Origin of the sequence: Amycolatopsis acidicola, assembly GCF_007713735.2 — a bacterium.
Lineage (GTDB): Bacteria > Actinomycetota > Actinomycetes > Mycobacteriales > Pseudonocardiaceae > Amycolatopsis_E > Amycolatopsis_E acidicola.
Window position 1 is genome coordinate 1 of the sequence record NZ_VMNW02000029.1, and the last position, 15310, is coordinate 15310.

Genomic DNA, 15310 nt, shown 5'->3' on the forward strand with positions numbered 1-15310 from the left:
CCGGTGACCTGCTGCAGGTCGACCGCGGCCGAGGCGACTACCGACGGGTGCCGGGTATAGGGGTTGGTGACCCCGGTGCCGAGCTTGATCCGCGAGGTCACCGCGGCCGCGATTCCCAGGTGGACGAACACGTCCCCGATGACGTTCTGCGAGTCGGGGAACATCAGCCCGTCCCAGCCCGCCCGCTCCGCGTCCGCCGCGTAACCGGCGATGTCGCGCGCGAAAACCTTGCTGAGCAACCACATTTCCATGACGGCCTCCGCGTGGGTTCAGGAACCGGTCCCGGTGCGGACCCGGACTCCGGCCGCCTCTTCCTGCAGGGAGAAGATCACCCAGGAATCGCGGTCGTCCCAGCCGCGGCGGGTCGCCTCCTCGGCCAGTTCATGACAGCTCGATCCGAGCGGCGTGGGCACCTCGACCTCACCGGCCAGCTCCATGGCCAGCCGAATGTCCTTCAGGCTGAGTGCGTGCCGGAACCACGGGGTTTCAGTGGTCTCGAACTCACCGTTGAACACGCGCGTCGGGAGCCACTTGAGCTGGTCGTGGCGCCCAAAGGAGCCGGTCCGGACGAACTCATACACCACTGCCGGGTCGACGCCCGCCTTGGTGGCGATGGTGAACATCTCGGCCATCGCCTGGCGCAGGATGTGCAGCCCCAGGTTGTGGATCAGTTTGCACACGTCCCCCGCGCCGATGTTCCCGGCGTGCAGGACCAGCGTGGCGAACGCCTCCATGTACGGCCGGGCCCGTTCCACAGCCGCGGCCGTACCGCCCACGCCGAGCGTCAGCCTGCCCTCTTCGGCACCGGTCTTGCCTCCGCTCACCGGGGAGTCGACGAGCTCGATGCCTTGCGTGGCAAGCTTTTCCGCCGCCTCGATGACCGTTTCGCGGCGGTTGGTGGTGAGGTCCACGATCAGCGCGCCCGGGCGCAGCACCTCGGCCAGGCCGCCTTTGCCGAACACCACCGCCTCGAACTCCGGGGGCCCGGGCAGGCTCAGGAACACCAGCGTGCGGTCGGCCAGATCCGGCAGCGACGTGGCCGGTTTGGCGCCTTCGGCGGCGAACGCCGCCACTGCGTCCGGCCGCGCGTCGAAGACCATCAGATCGCCATCGAGGCGGCGAAGCAGGTTGCGAGCCATTCCGGCGCCCATCGAACCGAGTCCGATGTAGGCGACGCGCTCGGTTCCGTTGTGTGGTCCGGTCATCAGCCTTCCTCCGTTTCATCGAGGGTGGTTCACACGCGGGCGGGCACACCCAGCCGCGGGAGCACCTCGGACCCCAGCAGGGCCAGGGACTCGCGTACCGCGGATTCCGGCGTGCCAGGCGTGCCCACCTGGAAGATGAACTCGTCGAACCCGAGCCGCTGGTAGGCGCCGAGTTGCGCGACTACGGTGTCCGGGCTGCCGAGGATCACGCGGCCGGGCGGCACGTCGTCCCCCGGTTCACCGGTCGCGTGCTTCTCGCCGACGACTTCTTTGAAAATCCCCCAGCTGCCCAGCGCCCGGTAATAGGCGTTGTACGCCTCGGTGAATCGGGCTTCCGCCAGCTCGTCGGTCTCGGCCACCATGCAGTGCCGGAGCAACGGGCGCCGCGCAGGACGGCGACCGGCCTCCGTGAGCGCCCGGTCGTATTCGGTGGCCAAATCGGCCAGCACGGAATACGGCGTATGACTGCTGCCCAGCCAGCTGTCGCCGACGCGCGCCGCACGCCGCACTCCCGGAGCCGAACTTGCCGCGATCCACGCAGGAATCCCGCCCGGCCGTTGCGGTCGGGCCGTCATCTTGATGTCGCGGAAACTGAAGTACCGGCCCTCGAAGTCGAACGACTCTTCCGACTCCCACAGGCGGCGCATAACGTCGAGCGTCTCCTCGAACCGGCCGGCCCGCTGGCGGATCGGCACTCCGAGCGCGTCGAACTCGCGCTGCGCCCAGCCCAGAGCCGCGCACAGCGCGAACCGGCCGCCGCTGAGGTTGTCCAGCGTCACCAGCGATTCCGCCAGCCGGATGGGGTGGGACAGCGGGAGCAGATACACACCACCGATCTCCAGGTCGCCGGTCGCGCCGGCCAGCAGGCCGAGGTAGGTACTCGTGTCGAGCACCGGCCACGGGTCCGCCAGGATGTGCTGACCGACCCAGATCGAGGAGAAACCGGCGGCCCGCGCCGCGGGGATCCGGTCCAGCAGAGTGTCCACTGTGGACCTCGGCGACGGTGCCGCCGGGTCGAGCCAGCCGGACAGGAACAGGCCCATCCGGACCTGCCCAGGCGAATTCGGTACACCGGTCATGACGTTGCCTCCTTGCAACGCGGGCGGACGCCGCCCGGTCAGATCGTGACGTCGGGCGTGCCCGCCCAGGCGCGGTCCCAGTCGTTGTGGTGCACCACCGTTTCCAGCGGTTTACGCCGCGGCGCCTTGAGGTTCTCGTCGCCATAGCCGAGGAACACGCCGCATTCGAGGAACATCCTCGGCGGCACCCCGAGCAGCTCCTTGAGCTGTGGCTCGACCCGGTTGAAGAACGTCGTGAACAACGACTGCACGCCGAGCGCGCGAGCGGCGAGGATCATGTTCTGGCAGGCGGGGAACAGGCTCGCGCCCCGGCCGCCGTCGTGCGGGCGCAACTCCTTGAGCGTGCCGTCCGGGTTCTCCTCGTACTCACCGTGGAACCGGATGCCGCGGTCCGGGTTCCAGAAGACCAGGACGATCGCGCCGACGTTCGGCACGTTGGCGACCGCGTCCCGCCCGGTGATCGAGCGCCCCGCACCGTCGACGAGCTGATCGGCGGGCTGCGACCGTTTCGCGTCCACCTCGGTGGCCCACACCGGCGCGATCAGGTCGTGCATCTTCTGCTTGAGCCCGTCGTCGGTGACGACGACGAACTCCCACGGCTGCGTGTTGCCCGAGCTCCCGGCGAAGGTCGCGGCACGCAGGATGCGTGCCAGCACCGGCTCGGGCACGAGCTCCCTCTTGTAGATGCGGGTCGCCCGCACCGTGAAGAGTGTGTCGAAGATGCCGAGCTCACTCCAGCCTTCCCACGGCGCGGACTTCTGGGTCTCGACCACGGAACCGTCCTCTCTGTCGGCCTGTGAACAGACAGAAGAGTGTCAGACATTACATAGCCAGTCAATCGCAGATCTGATTAATCAAAACCGATACATCAGCCTTAGACTTGACGTTCAGCGGAGCTGTCGGACACACTGACCGCAGCGCCACTTCCCCAGCGCGGACCCGCAACGACGCAGGTCAGGAGCATTGATGCACCCCACCGGCACTTCGCTGCGACGCGTCGCCGTCGCCACCTTCACCGGAACGTTGATCGAGCTGTACGACTTCGTCATTTACGCGACAGCCGCCGCGTTGGTTTTCCCGCACCTGTTCTTCCCGGCGCTCGGGAGCTCGGCGGGCACCGTCGCGTCGTTCGCCACCCTCGGCGTCGCGTTCGTGTTCCGGCCCATCGGCGGGGTCCTTTTCGGACACATCGGCGACCGGCTCGGCCGCAAGAGCACCCTGGTGGCGACCCTGCTGATCATGGGCGTGGCCACCGCGTGCATCGGGCTTCTGCCCCCGGCAAGCAGGATCGGCGTCGCGGCACCGATCCTGCTCATCCTGCTGCGCCTGGTGCAGGGCATCGCGGCAGGCGGCGAATGGGCCGGGGCGACGCTGTTCGCCGTGGAGCACGCGCCCGCCCACAAACGTGGGTTCTGGGCCATGTTCCCGCAGATCGGCGGCACGTTCGCACTCGCGCTCGCGAACGCGACGTTCCTGGTGACCAGCGTCGGGATGAGCAATGCCGCGTTCCTCGCCTACGGCTGGCGGATCCCCTTCCTCATCAGCTTCCTGCTCGTCGGCATCGGCCTGTGGGTGCGGTTGCGGATCGAGGAGACACCGTCGTTCACCCGGCAGCAACGGGATGCCGGCAGCCCGGCGCTGCCCTTCTTCGAGGCCTGCCGCCACCAGCCGCGGGAGATCATTTTCGCCGCGGGTACCGGGCTCATGTTCTTCGCGTTCTTCTACATCGGCGCCACCTACCTGGCCAGCTACGCGACAACCACAATGCACCTGTCGAGGATCTTCGTCCTGACGGTGGGAATCGCGGGCGGCATCGCCATGCCGATCGGCATCGTGATCGGGTCGGCACTCTCCGACCGGTGGGGACGCCGCCCCGTCATCGGCACGGCCAACGCGATCGCCGCACTCTGGGCGCTGGCGATCGCCCCGCTCCTCACCGGCGGTACCGGCGCCGCGTTCGCTGCGACGATCTGCGTCACCATGCTGATCGCGGGAATCGCCTACGGCCCCACCGGCGCCTTCCTGCCCGAACTGTTCCGCACCCGCTACCGTTACACGGGCGCCGGGCTCGCCTACAACCTCGCCGCGTTGTTCGGCGCCGGAATCGCTCCCTTGGCAGCGACCTCCATCAGCTCGTCGTTCGGCCTTGCGGGAGTGGGAATTTTCGCCGCGGCACTCTGCGTGGTGAGCACCGCGAGCACGTTCGCGTTACGGGAGACAAGGCACGAAACGCTCGACCCGGCCACCGCCCCGCGCGGTTCCCGGCAACTGACCCGCCTCGAAGACCCATGATCCTGCTACCAGAACGAGGGTTGACTTGAGTGAGATCTTCCAATCCGGCCTGCTGAAAGACCGCGTGGCACTGGTGACAGGCGGTGGCACCGGGCTGGGCCTGGAGACGGCGACGTTACTCGCCTCGCTGGGCGCCCACGTGGTCATCGCCGGGCGCCGGATCGAGGTCGCAGAAACGGCCGCCGCCGGCATCGCCGCGGCGGGCGGCCAGGCAACGGCCCTGCAACTCGATGTCCGGGACTACCCGATGGTCGAGCAGATCGTCGGCGAGATCGTGCACCGCACCGGGTCGCTCGACATCCTGGTCAACAACGCCGCCGGGAACTTCCGCTGTGACACCGAGAAACTGTCGGCCGGCGGCTGGCGCGCCATTGTGGACATCGACCTCAACGGCACGTTCCATTGCTGTCGCGCTGCTTTCACCGCGCTGTCGGCGTCGCCGCACGTGGGCCGCATCATCAGCATCATCAGCTCGTACGCCTGGAGCGGCTGGCCCGGCTGCGCGCCGGCCGCGGCGGCGAAGGCCGGTATCCAGTCATTGATGCGGACCCTGGCCGTGGAATGGGGCGACCGCAACATCCTGTGCAACAGCGTCGCGCCGGGCGCGATCGCGGACACGGAAGGAACGAAGCGCATCCACGAGGACACGGGCCGTGGCGCACACGAGCTTGCGCGAGTTCCCGTCGGACGCTTCGGCAGTCGCGCCGACGTCGCCGGGGCCGTCGCCTTTCTCGCCTCACCCGCCGGCCAGTACATCAACGGGACCGACCTGGTCGTCGACGGCGGGCGGCAGTTCTCGTTCGCCCAGGAGCAGCGATCATGAGCACCGAAGACGTCATCGAGGTCACGCGCGACGGGCATGTCGGCATCATCCGGCTCACCGACGAACGCCGCCGCAACGCACTGTCGAACCCGATGCGCGACGGGCTCGCCGCGGCCGTGGCGGACTTCGTGGCCGACCCGGACGTGCGGGCCATGTACCTCACCGGAACAGGCAGCACCTTTTGCGGCGGCGGTGACCTGCGCATGATGCGTGCGGAAGGGGACACCTGGTCGTCGTATCAGCGACTGACGCGGACCGGCAAATGGCTCATCGAGCTGTTCCGCTGCCCGAAACCCGTCGTGGTGGGGGTGAACGGCGTCGCAGTGGGCGGCGGCATCGGCATCGCCATGGCCGGAGACGTGGTCTACGCCGCCGAAAGCGCCACGTTCATCTCGGGCTTCCTGCGGCTCGGCCTGATCCCGGACATCGGCATGATGTACACCCTCCCCCGGGCCGTCGGCATGACCCGTGCACGGGAGTTCCTTCTGGGCCAGGAGACGTGGACGGCGCAGCGGGCCGAGACAGCGGGGCTGATCACGGCGGTGGTCCCCGACGACGAACTCGACGCCCGCTGCCTCGAACGCGCCCGTGTGATGGCGGCGGGCCCGCTCGAAGCCTTCGGGCTCGCCAAGTCGATTCTCGCCCGCACCTTCGAAACCTCACTGGACGACCTGATGCACTTCGAAAGCCTCGGCCAGTCCGTCGCCTACGCCACGGAGTCCATGCGGGAAGGGCTGTCGGCGGTGACGGGTGGCCGACCCGCCGACTTCGTCTCGGCGACGGAACGAGAACCGGCGACGCGCATCGCCCGGGCACGCCACGCGAACGGATAGCCTTCGACGAGCGAGGACGAGACCCTGTGCCATTTTTCCCTTCATTTCCCGAAAACTCCGGCCCGCCCGTGGTTTTCGAAAAGCACCCCGAGGTGTACCGCCATTGGTCCGAGATGAGCGAACGCCTCATGAACGGGCCGTCACCCCTGAGCCGGGGCGAGCGGGAACTGATACTCGCCTACGCCGCCGGCGTGGCCGGGTGCGAGTTCGTCTACACGGCACATTCCGAGGTGGCGTACGCCCATGGCATTGCGGCCGGCACGCTCGACGCACTGCTGGAGAACCCCGAGGCCGCAGATGTGGCGCCTCGGCTGAAACCGTTGCTGGCCTTCGTGCGCAAACTGACGCTGGCTCCCGATGAACTGACCCAAACCGACGCGAACCGCGTTTTCGAGGCGGGCTGGGGTGAACACGCGCTCCACGACGCCATCGCGATCTCGGCCAGAGCCGCGTTCATGCAGCGGCTCGTCGAGGGCCACGGATTCACCCGTGTGCCGCGAGAAGTCGCCACGAAACACGCGCAACGCCGGGTGGCGAAAGGCTACGTGAACCTCTACCCACGATTCCGCACTGGCAGCTGACGACGGTTTCCTACCAGTCAGGGAATCCAGGCGAAGGTGTCAGGATCAGGACCGATTCGCCCGGCGGGGCCGCGGTCAAGGCCATCGATGGCGGCCATCTCCTCGGCCGAGAGTGCGAACCCGAACACGTCGAGGTTCTCCGCCATCCGCTGCCGGTGCGTCGTTTTCGGGAACACGACGTGGCCGTGCTGGATGTGCCAGCGGAGGACGACCTGCGCGGGTGTCTTCGCCTGTGCGAGGGCGATGCGGTCCAGCACGGGGTCGTCGAGGACGGCGCCCTGGCCCAGCGGGCTCCAGGCCTCGACGGCGATCCCGTGAGCGGCCGACGCGTCGCGGGCGGTGTCGTTGCGGAAGTACGGATGCACCTCGATCTGGTTGACAGCCGGGACGATTCCGGTTTCGCCGATGACGCGGTCGAGGTGGGCGGGCTGGAAGTTCGACACCCCGGCGGTGCGCAGCCGCCCGTCCCGCACCAAGTCGGTCACCGCCCGCCAGGTCGTGACGTAGTCGCCGTTGTAGAGGCTGGGCAGCGGCCAGTGGATCAGGAACAGATCGAGCCTGGCGAGGCGGAGTTCGTTCAACGTCCGGTCGAATGAACGGTGCACCTCACCGGGATCGTGGTTGCCATTGCCGAGTTTGCTGGTGACGTGCAGTTGCTCACGCGGAATACCGGAGGCGGCGACAGCTCGCCCGACTCCGGCCTCGTTGCCATACATCTGCGCGGTATCGATGTGCCGATAGCCCATGCCGAGGGCGCTTCCGACGATTTCGGCGGTCGCGGCGGTATTCTTCTCCGATCGGGTCCGGTCCCGCGAGACGTTGAGCGTGCCGAAGCCCAGTTGCGGGATCGTGGTGCCATCGTTGAGCGGCAGCGTGGGAATCACGGATTTTCCTTCCAGGGCCGGGAATCTGGCTAGCCGAAGGTGTGCGCCTCAACGAGGTCGGGATCAGAGCCGCCCCGCAGGACGATGTCGATCGCGTCGATCGCATCGATGTCTTCGGAAGTGAGTGCGAAGTCGAAGACGTCGATGTTCTCCGCGATCCTGTTCGCGCGCACCGACTTCGGGATCACCGCGCGTCCCTGCTGCAGGTGCCAGCGGAGCACGATCTGCGCCGGGCTCTTGCCGTAGCGCGCCGCGAGGCCGGCCAACGTCGGGTGTTCCAGCGGCCGGACGAGATCATCGGGATCGGCCGGGTGGTTGGAGTACACCCCACCTATCGGCGACCACGCCTGGGTGATCACGCCATGCGTGGCGTCAGCGTCCCGCACGGCGGGCTGGGTGAAGAACGGATGCAGCTCGACCTGGTTGACCGCCGGCACGACCGTGGTGCGGCTGATCAGGGTTTCCAGGTGCTTCTCGGTGAAGTTCGACACCCCGATGGCCCGGACTCGTCCCTCGTCGAGCAGCTTCTCCATTGCCTGGTAGGAGGCGATGGTCGCATCGAATTCAGCGGGGATGGGCCAGTGGATCAGGTACAGGTCGAGGTAATCCAGTCCCAGGCTGTGCAGGCTCGTATCGAAAGCGCGCAGTGTCGCATCGAACCCGTGCTCGCTGTTCCACAGTTTGGTGGTCACGAAAACCTCGCTCCGGTCGAGGCCAGAGCCGGTGATGCCTTCGCCGACCTGGGCTTCGTTGCCGTAGGCGGCTGCGGTGTCGATCAGGCGGTACCCGTTGCCGAGCGCTGTCCGGACCGCGCCGGCGGTGTCTTCCGGGGCACTCCGGTACACGCCGAGGCCGAGAGCGGGCATCGACACGCCGTTGTTCAGTGTCAGCAGCGGACTGGCAGGGGTGGTCACGCTTGTCTCCTTGTGCGGGTCAATGGATCTCGGTGTAGGTGTCGCCATTTCCGGCGTACTGCTGCCACAGGTGCTCGGCGACCGCTGCGGGCTCGTGCCGACGGCCAGGACCGACCGGGCCGACGATGACGACGTGGTGCACGCGCACGCCGGTGGGCGCCAGGGCCTCGGCGAGCAGCCGGGCGTAGACGGTCTGGGCGGTGGTAGTCACACCGGACACCGCGCGGTCGGCGTTGGGGTTCAGTCCGCCGCTGCCGGTGGTGAACAGCAGGACTCCCCGGCCCTTGGCGCGCATCCCTGGCACGACCGCGCCGACCACCGCCGCGGCGCCGACCACATTGAGGGCCAGCGAGTTCCGCAGATCCGCGGGCCCGGTGTCCAGGACTGGTTTGATGAGGTTCACATCGGGGTGGGGGCTGAAAACCACCACCTCAGGCTCACCGAGAGTGTCGGTGAGTTGCGTGATGCCTGTCCGCAGCGCGTCGACATCGAGGATGTCGGCCGCCGCCCAGGCGACACGGATCCCATCGGTGTCCAGCTCGCGCGCCTGCACGGCCAGCCGGTCGTCGTTACGGGCAAGCAAGCCGACCGGGTGGCCTTCACGGCCGAACCGGCGGGCCAGGGCGTCACCGATCCCTGGCCCTGCCCCGATGATCAGCACGGGTCCTGGCGTGGTCATCGGAGAACCTCCTTGTCGCGGGTGATGGCGAGCACACCCAGCGGGCCGAGCGCTACGACGGCGATCACGAGGCCCACCACAGGTGGCCCGTGCACGCCGAGACTGGACGAAAGTGCGAGCCCGCCCAGCCAGGAGCCACCGGCGATGCCGACGTTGAACGAGCTGGTACTCAACGACATGGCCAGGGTGTTGACCGGCCCGGTGGCACGGACGACCTGGGCGACCAAGATCGGATTCGCGACCAGCCCGAAGGCGCCAAGCGCCAAGACCAGGGCAACGGCGAGGACACCGTTACCACCCCACAGGGTCAGTGCCGCGAGGGTCACCGCGATCAGCCCGGCGGCCGGGATGGCGATGCCGAACGGATGGATGTCGCCGAGGCGCCCGCCGAAGGTGATGCCCGCCAGCGCACCGGCGCCATAGCCGAACATGGCCAGCGGTACCACGGCCTCCGGCAGCCCGGCGAGCTCCGTCAGCAGCGGGGCGACGTAGCTGTACGCGGCTACGAACGAGCCCTGAACCAGCGCGGTGGCGAGGTAGACGAGCCACAAACGACCGCGACGCAGGGAAGCCAGCTCGGCTGCGAACGACGTCTGCGGTCGGGTCTCGGCGGCCGGCAGCTTCCGGGCGAGCACTGCGGCCGCGATCAGGGCGAGCGCCGCCAGTACCCAGAACGGGCCCTGCCAGCCCAGCAGCTGGCCGCCCGCGGTGCCCAGCGGTACGCCGAGCACGTTCGCCAGTGTGACACCACCGATCATCACGCCCATCGCCCGCGCGCTGGCCGCCGGACCGGCCGCGGCCGCGGCGACCACGGCCCCGACGGCCCAGAAAGTGCCGGTGGCGACGGCCGCGGCGAACCGGGCGACGAGCACGACCGCGAAACTGCTGCTGAGCGCGGCGGCCACATGGCCCGCGGCGAAGAGCACCAGCGCCAGCACGAGTGTCGCGCGGGGCGGCAGACGCAGGGTGGCCATCGCCATGGCCGGCGCGCCCACCATCATCCCGACGGCGAACACGGTGATCAGCAGCCCTGCCTGGGAGAGCGTGATGTCCAGGCCGGCCGAGACTTGAGGCAGCAAACCGGCCACGACGAGCTCGGTGGTGCCCATCAGGAAGGCGATGGCGCCGAGCAGGTAGACCACAGGGGGAAGTTTGCGCGCCCTTGGCCTTTCTCTGCCGGGCGGCGAGGTGGCTGAGGTGGAAGTGGAGACCACCGGGTTCCTTTCGAAGATCGGGCGATAGTGCGGGAGGAGGCTCAAGGCCGATTCCACAAGCCGGCTCCCACGTGCTTCGCCATCCAGGTAACCGGCGTACGCGCGGACGGAACAGGACCTCTCGTGACGGGTCACGACGTAACCCCCCTCGCGGCGGCGTCCGCGTTTACAGTGGAAACGTGGACAATCGAGCGGAGGTACGCGACTTCCTGGTGACACGCCGGGCCCGGATCCGCCCTGAGCAGGCGGGGTTGCCGGTCTATGGACAGCGCCGTGTGCCTGGGCTTCGCCGCGACGAGGTCGCGACCCTGGCCAGGATGTCGCCCGACTACTACACCCGGCTGGAGAAGGGCAACCTCGCCACGGCGTCCGACAACGTCCTCGACGCCATCGCAACGGCCCTGCAGCTGGATGACGCCGAGCGGGCACATTTGTTCGATCTGGCCCGGGCCGCTCGCGACCGGAATCCCCAGACACGACGGCGGGCGCCCGCACCACGAATCCGTCCCAGCGTGCAACATCTGCTCGAGTCGATGACTGAATCCGCGGCATTCGTGCGCAACGGCCGCATGGACATCCTCGCCGTCAACGCGCTGGGCCGCGCTTTGTGGGCACCCCTGTTCGACGACCCCACCCGGCCACCGAACCTGGCACGGTTCGCCTTCCTCGATCCCCGCGGAACCGAGTTCTACGCCAACTGGCCCGACGCCGCGAAAGGCGCGGTCGCACTCCTGCGCACCGAAGCCGGCCGTGTGCCCCACGACAAGGCCCTGACGGCCCTTGTCGGCGAGCTGGCGACCCGCAGTGACGAATTCCGCGACTGGTGGGCCACCCACGACGTGCAGTTGCACTGCACCGGGGCCAAGCGACTGCGTCACCCCGTGGTCGGTGAGCTGTCCCTGACCTTCAATGCTCTCGACCTGCCGGCCGATCCTGGCCTGACCCTCACCGCCTACACCGCCGAACCAGGCTCCCCTGACGAAGAAAAACTCAGAATGCTGTCCAGCTGGGCCGCCACGGAAAACCCGGATCCCAGCCGGGTGTTATAGGCGCGGGTCCTGCGAATCGCCCGTGATAGATCAGACAGGGATGCCCCAGACCGGCGAAGGCCGTCCTCGCAGCCCTTTCCTCGAAAACTACGACGGTTCGTCATCCTTTTCTGTCAGGCTATGTCCTGACAGGTCAGTCCCCCTTGCCCTCATCGTCAACTCTAGTTCTGCCCTGTGGCTGGCGAGAACACGCTGGCTGCCACGAAGGTGCAGTTTCGCCGCGCCGAGGTGTTCGAAGAAGTCCCTGCCGTCATTGGGATCGAGTAGATCCGCGCTGATCATGGCGTGGCTCACGATGTCGAGCTCGTGGAGCGCGTCGCGGAGGTGGTCGAGCAGGGCACATGTCTGTTCGTACCGCTGCTGGTAGTCGTCGTCAGGTGGATGCGACATGGTTTTCGTCCTTCGGTTCGGCGAGAACGTCGTCGGGTGCTGTGTTGGGTTCTCGTCGAACAACGTAGGTGCCGCTCGGTTTCGTGAACACCAAGCCGCGGAAGCGGAGCAGCCGGAGGGCGTGGCGCACGGTACCGAGCGACACGCCATACTCCTCCTTCATCCGGTGTTCGGCGGGTAGCGGCCGGCCAGGCCGCAGCTCGCCGGCCTCAATCCGTGCGGCCACGTGGTCGGCAACCTGTTGGTAGACATAACCGACAGTGTCATCGGATTGAAAGTTGATCATCTACTCCTCCCTGCTGCACGATTCGGCGAATCGTCCAGATCGCGCTCTGGCCACTGCCAACCGATTGGCGAGCCGCGAGCGTAGGACAACGGCCGCTCGCCGGATCGCAGCCGCCGTTCGCGCTCGACCCGGGCGATGAGCTGCCACACCGGCAGGCGAAGCTGACGCACATGACGCTGCGTCCGCCAGCGATGCATCAGGAGCAGTGCCAGCGTAACGACAATTGGTCCAAAGTAGACAAGTGCCGCCAGGACCACCCTGCTCATAGTGAATCGGCACTTGCGTCGGCTGTCCAGGTGTCCACAAAGACCGCTGCCGCGTGATTTCCACTAGCTCAGTGGTGAGGTCCGCGTGCTGGTGAAGGAGCTCGCCGAGCTGGATCAGGATCGACCCGAGTTCGTGCTGCCGCTCACACGTCAGCGCTCCCTCTCGAAGTTGCAAGGCGGCCGTGGGCAAGTTGGTTGCACTGGTGACCAACGCGCGCACCAAGGCTTCGGTTTCGTCGATTGACGCGGACATGGTCAAAACGCCTCCCGCAGTCGACAGGCCAGTCGCACCGGCTCGCACGGCCAGACCGCACCACAACGGACACACAGTCCCGTTGACGCGGGACCGTGGACGTAGAGGTTCAGAACGACAAGGGTGTAAAGCTGAGCTGGTTCCGGTGTCAGCGGAACCGGGACAGTCACCAAGGCGTCCCGGTCGTCCTGTGGGCGGGCCGTGAGCTTGGTGCGTTCGACGAATCTGATCGTCATGACCGCACTCCTTCGCCGCGTCTGATGGAATTCATGACGGCGCCCGCGGCGCGGGAACAGGCAGGCCATCACTATGGGTTGTGGATTTCGTTGTTAGCGCTGCGCGATATCGACTTTCGACGCGGCAATTTGTGCGGTTTCCAACGCGTCCTTGGCGACGTAGCTCCCCTTGGAGCGGATCGTGACGACGAGGCCCCGGAAGCGCAGCAGCCTGGTGGCGTGCCGCGCGGTACCAAGTGCCACCCCGTACTGGTAAGCGAGGCGTCGCTCGCATGGGAGCGGTTCGCCGGGGACCAATTCGCCGTCGGCAATCCGCTTGATCAGGTGTTCGGCCATGGCCTCGTAGACATATCCGATACCGTCATCGAGCGTGAATCGTGGCTCGGTAATATCGCCCGGCATCAGGTTCATCGTCGATTCCACAGTAGCTTTCCCTTTCGCCAACCGAGGTGTTGTCATGTACAACCCGGAGCGTAGGGACGCGGTGGGGCGGGGACGAAGCGTGTTTCTCGTTGTTTCTTGATCTCGGCCAAGACGCGGGCGAGTCGGGAACCGACGCGCTCCGGCCTGTTCCTAAGTAGACCAGTGCGCGGCGGCCCTGGTGATCAGGTTGCGGGCCTCGCCGGAATACGAGGTGCCCGTGGCGGTCGCCAGGCGCTCGAAAATCCGGCCGTACAGCTCGATCTCTTGCGGCTGCGCGAGATTCAGCTCGGCGGAGAACGTCTCGATCATGACGCGCTCGTCGTCCAGCAACCAGAAACCGTGCGCCGGCGCAACGTCGTACTCCACGTCGAACCCGATGATCCCCAGTTTCACGTTCGGCAGGGTCGACAACGACAGCAGCCGATCCAACTGGCCGAGCATGACCGCGGGCGGACACAGCCGGTAGCGCAAGGTGGCTTCGGTCAGCACGAAGTGGAAACGCTTCTCCGGCCGGTACAAGATCTCCTGGCGCTGGATTCTGGTCTGGACCGCATCGTCGATGTCACGGCGCTGACCGAAGACGCGACCGGTCTGCTCGAAACGGAACCGCGCGTACTCCGCGGTTTGCAGCAGGCCTGGCATGAAGGTCGGCTCGAACACGCGGAAGAAGCGGGTCCGGGCGTTGATCTCCGTCAGCTTGAGCTGATGGTGTTTCAGCCCCGGGGCGAGCTGACGCTGCCACTCCGCGTGCTGGAACTCCAAATTCTGCAGCCGCGCCACGAGATCGTCAGCGTGATCCTCCGCGTGGGTCGCATGCGTCCAAGCACGGATATCGTCCGCGGTCGGGGTCTGCCGGCCATTCTCGATCTTGGAGATTTTGGAGTGGGGCCACTCCAAGATGGCCGCCAGCTGCCGCACCGTGAACTGGGCATTTCCGCGTAACTCGCGAAGCAGCGCGCCGAGCGTCACTCGTGCTTCTTGAACGCTCGATGTGTGCAAAGGCGTGTTACGGGGCAAAGTCCTCCCGCCCAACTGCCCGGTGCCGGGCCACATCCCGCCAGTAGTTGTGCCGAACGATCTCGGCCGGATCGTCGATGACCTCGCCGCCGAGAAACGTCTCGTCGTCAGCGAACCGCATCCGCACCAGCAGACGTGAGTCGAAAAGCCAGTAGTCGTAGTCCGGCAGCTCGTCGGCGTGAGCCCGGTCGAGATAACGGATATCCTCGCCCGCTTCGTTCGTGAAGCCGGAGCAGAACACGCCAAAACGGCTGTAGTCCGTCAGCGGCACCGTGACCACACGGACACGGGCGAACCGCTTCCCCTCGGCCGTCGCCTCGCGGATCATCGAGAGCCAGTTCTGAAACCAGCCCATGTCCACAGGCTCGCCCGCGACGAACTGGCGCAGGGCTTCCGTCTCGTTGCTGGACTTGTACTCATCGCGCGTCTCGAGTCGAAACGCCGTGTGCTCGAAGGTCCGGAACAACTGGCCGAACTCCGAGCCAGGTTCGATGAAGCGACTCAGCGCTCTCCTCCATCTTGCAGGTAGCGGCGGGCATAGAACTTCAGCACATCTTCCGGGATCTCGATGAGCGTCTCATGGGCCGGTACCGGCCCGACATCGGCCAGCACCTCAGGGTCGGTCACTCGCCACCCCTGGGCGATGTAGGTGATCCGGTCCGTCCGGTCGGTGGCGAACAACGTCGGCGACTGTCCTTCCTGCGACTCCGGGTCTTTCCCCAAGAACTTTGCACGCATCATAACCTCCTGTTTCGAGAACCAAAGTGAACCAGAGAACCAACCATGCCCGCCGGCTCCCCGAAAGTCAACCGACTGCAATCGATCGCTGGCACTCTGTAGTTCACCTAGGGAAGCCCGACGAGCCGCGTACAGGCGCTAAAACGAG

Annotated in this window: 20 protein-coding genes; 6 read left to right on the plus strand and 14 right to left on the minus strand. The window is 66.9% G+C overall.

From position 1 onward, the window contains the following. From FPZ12_RS20060 to FPZ12_RS20075, 4 genes are all read right to left on the minus strand, one after another. Positions 1 to 251: LLM class flavin-dependent oxidoreductase (locus FPZ12_RS20060; protein WP_150980418.1), on the minus strand; the 251-nt coding region annotated here is incomplete at its 3' end. Between the two features lie 18 nt (positions 252 to 269). After that, positions 270 to 1205 (minus strand): NAD(P)-dependent oxidoreductase, encoded by a 936-nt coding sequence (locus tag FPZ12_RS20065; protein WP_144747425.1) that lies wholly within the window; start codon positions 1203 to 1205, stop codon positions 270 to 272. 29 nt (positions 1206 to 1234) lie between these two features. Next, positions 1235 to 2284, minus strand: a complete 1050-nt coding sequence (locus tag FPZ12_RS20070; RefSeq protein ID WP_144747424.1) for an LLM class flavin-dependent oxidoreductase — start codon at positions 2282 to 2284, stop codon at positions 1235 to 1237. 38 nt (positions 2285 to 2322) lie between these two features. Continuing rightward, complete coding sequence (locus FPZ12_RS20075) at positions 2323 to 3057, minus strand: nitroreductase family protein (RefSeq protein ID WP_144747423.1); 735 nt, start codon at positions 3055 to 3057, stop codon at positions 2323 to 2325. 193 nt (positions 3058 to 3250) lie between these two features. On the opposite strand from FPZ12_RS20075, the gene FPZ12_RS20080 reads away from it, so the two are divergent. The 4 genes from FPZ12_RS20080 (at position 3251) to FPZ12_RS20095 (ending at position 6813) form a co-directional block, all read left to right on the plus strand. Further along, on the plus strand, positions 3251 to 4576 hold the full coding sequence (locus FPZ12_RS20080; RefSeq protein WP_144747422.1) for an MFS transporter: 1326 nt from the start codon (positions 3251 to 3253) through the stop codon (positions 4574 to 4576). A 25-nt stretch (positions 4577 to 4601) separates the two neighbouring features. After that, positions 4602 to 5399: an SDR family oxidoreductase gene (locus FPZ12_RS20085; RefSeq protein ID WP_208025924.1), complete on the plus strand. Its 798-nt coding sequence runs from the start codon at positions 4602 to 4604 to the stop codon at positions 5397 to 5399. After that, a complete protein-coding gene (locus tag FPZ12_RS20090) occupies positions 5396 to 6232 on the plus strand; it encodes an enoyl-CoA hydratase/isomerase family protein (RefSeq protein WP_144747421.1) in 837 nt (278 codons plus the stop codon). Before FPZ12_RS20085 ends, FPZ12_RS20090 begins: the two co-directional genes overlap by 4 nt. A 92-nt stretch (positions 6233 to 6324) precedes the next feature. Then, entirely contained in the window at positions 6325 to 6813 is a 489-nt protein-coding gene (locus FPZ12_RS20095) for a carboxymuconolactone decarboxylase family protein (RefSeq protein ID WP_279537825.1), read from the plus strand. Between the two features lie 17 nt (positions 6814 to 6830). On the opposite strand, the gene FPZ12_RS20100 is transcribed toward FPZ12_RS20095, so the two are convergent. The 4 genes from FPZ12_RS20100 to FPZ12_RS20115 form a co-directional block, all read right to left on the minus strand. Beyond that, positions 6831 to 7694, minus strand: coding sequence for an aldo/keto reductase (locus tag FPZ12_RS20100; protein ID WP_243769943.1), 864 nt, complete (start codon positions 7692 to 7694; stop codon positions 6831 to 6833). Between the two features lie 32 nt (positions 7695 to 7726). Beyond that, positions 7727 to 8563, minus strand: a complete 837-nt coding sequence (locus tag FPZ12_RS20105) for an aldo/keto reductase (RefSeq protein ID WP_243769944.1) — start codon at positions 8561 to 8563, stop codon at positions 7727 to 7729. 67 nt (positions 8564 to 8630) lie between these two features. After that, positions 8631 to 9290: an SDR family NAD(P)-dependent oxidoreductase gene (locus tag FPZ12_RS20110; RefSeq protein WP_144747417.1), complete on the minus strand. Its 660-nt coding sequence runs from the start codon at positions 9288 to 9290 to the stop codon at positions 8631 to 8633. Continuing rightward, positions 9287 to 10432: an MFS transporter gene (locus FPZ12_RS20115; protein ID WP_208025925.1), complete on the minus strand. Its 1146-nt coding sequence runs from the start codon at positions 10430 to 10432 to the stop codon at positions 9287 to 9289. The genes FPZ12_RS20110 and FPZ12_RS20115 overlap by 4 nt, the downstream gene beginning before the upstream one ends. A gap of 251 nt (positions 10433 to 10683) precedes the next feature. On the opposite strand from FPZ12_RS20115, the gene FPZ12_RS20120 reads away from it, so the two are divergent. Further along, positions 10684 to 11553, plus strand: coding sequence for a helix-turn-helix transcriptional regulator (locus FPZ12_RS20120; RefSeq protein ID WP_144747416.1), 870 nt, complete (start codon positions 10684 to 10686; stop codon positions 11551 to 11553). An 87-nt stretch (positions 11554 to 11640) separates the two neighbouring features. On the opposite strand, the gene FPZ12_RS20125 is transcribed toward FPZ12_RS20120, so the two are convergent. Beyond that, positions 11641 to 11943: a hypothetical protein gene (locus tag FPZ12_RS20125; RefSeq protein WP_144747415.1), complete on the minus strand. Its 303-nt coding sequence runs from the start codon at positions 11941 to 11943 to the stop codon at positions 11641 to 11643. Then, positions 11927 to 12229, minus strand: coding sequence for a winged helix-turn-helix domain-containing protein (locus tag FPZ12_RS20130; protein WP_144747414.1), 303 nt, complete (start codon positions 12227 to 12229; stop codon positions 11927 to 11929). Before FPZ12_RS20130 ends, FPZ12_RS20125 begins: the two co-directional genes overlap by 17 nt. Before the next feature lie 351 nt (positions 12230 to 12580). Between FPZ12_RS20130 and FPZ12_RS45660 the strand changes: the two genes are divergently transcribed. Continuing rightward, positions 12581 to 12739 carry a hypothetical protein gene (locus tag FPZ12_RS45660; RefSeq protein ID WP_166462837.1) on the plus strand — a complete coding sequence of 53 codons (159 nt, stop codon included), beginning with the start codon at positions 12581 to 12583 and terminating at the stop codon, positions 12737 to 12739. A gap of 338 nt (positions 12740 to 13077) precedes the next feature. Here the strand turns inward: FPZ12_RS45660 and FPZ12_RS20135 are convergent, their stop codons facing one another. The 4 genes from FPZ12_RS20135 to FPZ12_RS20150 all read right to left on the minus strand — a co-directional run bounded on the left by FPZ12_RS20135 (position 13078) and on the right by FPZ12_RS20150 (position 15162). Next, positions 13078 to 13395 carry a winged helix-turn-helix domain-containing protein gene (locus tag FPZ12_RS20135; protein WP_243769930.1) on the minus strand — a complete coding sequence of 106 codons (318 nt, stop codon included), beginning with the start codon at positions 13393 to 13395 and terminating at the stop codon, positions 13078 to 13080. A gap of 162 nt (positions 13396 to 13557) precedes the next feature. Further along, positions 13558 to 14376, minus strand: coding sequence for a helix-turn-helix domain-containing protein (locus tag FPZ12_RS20140; RefSeq protein ID WP_243769931.1), 819 nt, complete (start codon positions 14374 to 14376; stop codon positions 13558 to 13560). Positions 14377 to 14413: 37 nt separating this feature from the next. After that, entirely contained in the window at positions 14414 to 14890 is a 477-nt protein-coding gene (locus FPZ12_RS20145) for a DUF6879 family protein (protein WP_243769932.1), read from the minus strand. A 35-nt stretch (positions 14891 to 14925) separates the two neighbouring features. After that, positions 14926 to 15162 (minus strand): hypothetical protein, encoded by a 237-nt coding sequence (locus FPZ12_RS20150; RefSeq protein WP_144747410.1) that lies wholly within the window; start codon positions 15160 to 15162, stop codon positions 14926 to 14928. Between the last annotated feature and the right edge of the window lie 148 nt (positions 15163 to 15310).

Bases quoted from the DNA above. Each gene is read 5' to 3' on its own strand.
- FPZ12_RS20150 (WP_144747410.1), bottom strand. From the start codon at position 15,162: ATGCGTGCAAAGTTCTTGGGGAAAGACCCGGAGTCGCAGGAAGGACAG.
- FPZ12_RS20065 (WP_144747425.1), bottom strand. From the start codon at position 1,205: ATGACCGGACCACACAACGGAACCGAGCGCGTCGCCTACATCGGACTC.
- FPZ12_RS20090 (WP_144747421.1), top strand. From the start codon at position 5,396: ATGAGCACCGAAGACGTCATCGAGGTCACGCGCGACGGGCATGTCGGC.
- FPZ12_RS20080 (WP_144747422.1), top strand. From the start codon at position 3,251: ATGCACCCCACCGGCACTTCGCTGCGACGCGTCGCCGTCGCCACCTTC.
- FPZ12_RS20110 (WP_144747417.1), bottom strand. From the start codon at position 9,290: ATGACCACGCCAGGACCCGTGCTGATCATCGGGGCAGGGCCAGGGATC.
- FPZ12_RS20130 (WP_144747414.1), bottom strand. From the start codon at position 12,229: ATGATCAACTTTCAATCCGATGACACTGTCGGTTATGTCTACCAACAG.
- FPZ12_RS20070 (WP_144747424.1), bottom strand. From the start codon at position 2,284: ATGACCGGTGTACCGAATTCGCCTGGGCAGGTCCGGATGGGCCTGTTC.
- FPZ12_RS20105 (WP_243769944.1), bottom strand. From the start codon at position 8,563: ATGCCCGCTCTCGGCCTCGGCGTGTACCGGAGTGCCCCGGAAGACACC.
- FPZ12_RS20125 (WP_144747415.1), bottom strand. From the start codon at position 11,943: ATGTCGCATCCACCTGACGACGACTACCAGCAGCGGTACGAACAGACA.
- FPZ12_RS20135 (WP_243769930.1), bottom strand. From the start codon at position 13,395: ATGAACCTGATGCCGGGCGATATTACCGAGCCACGATTCACGCTCGAT.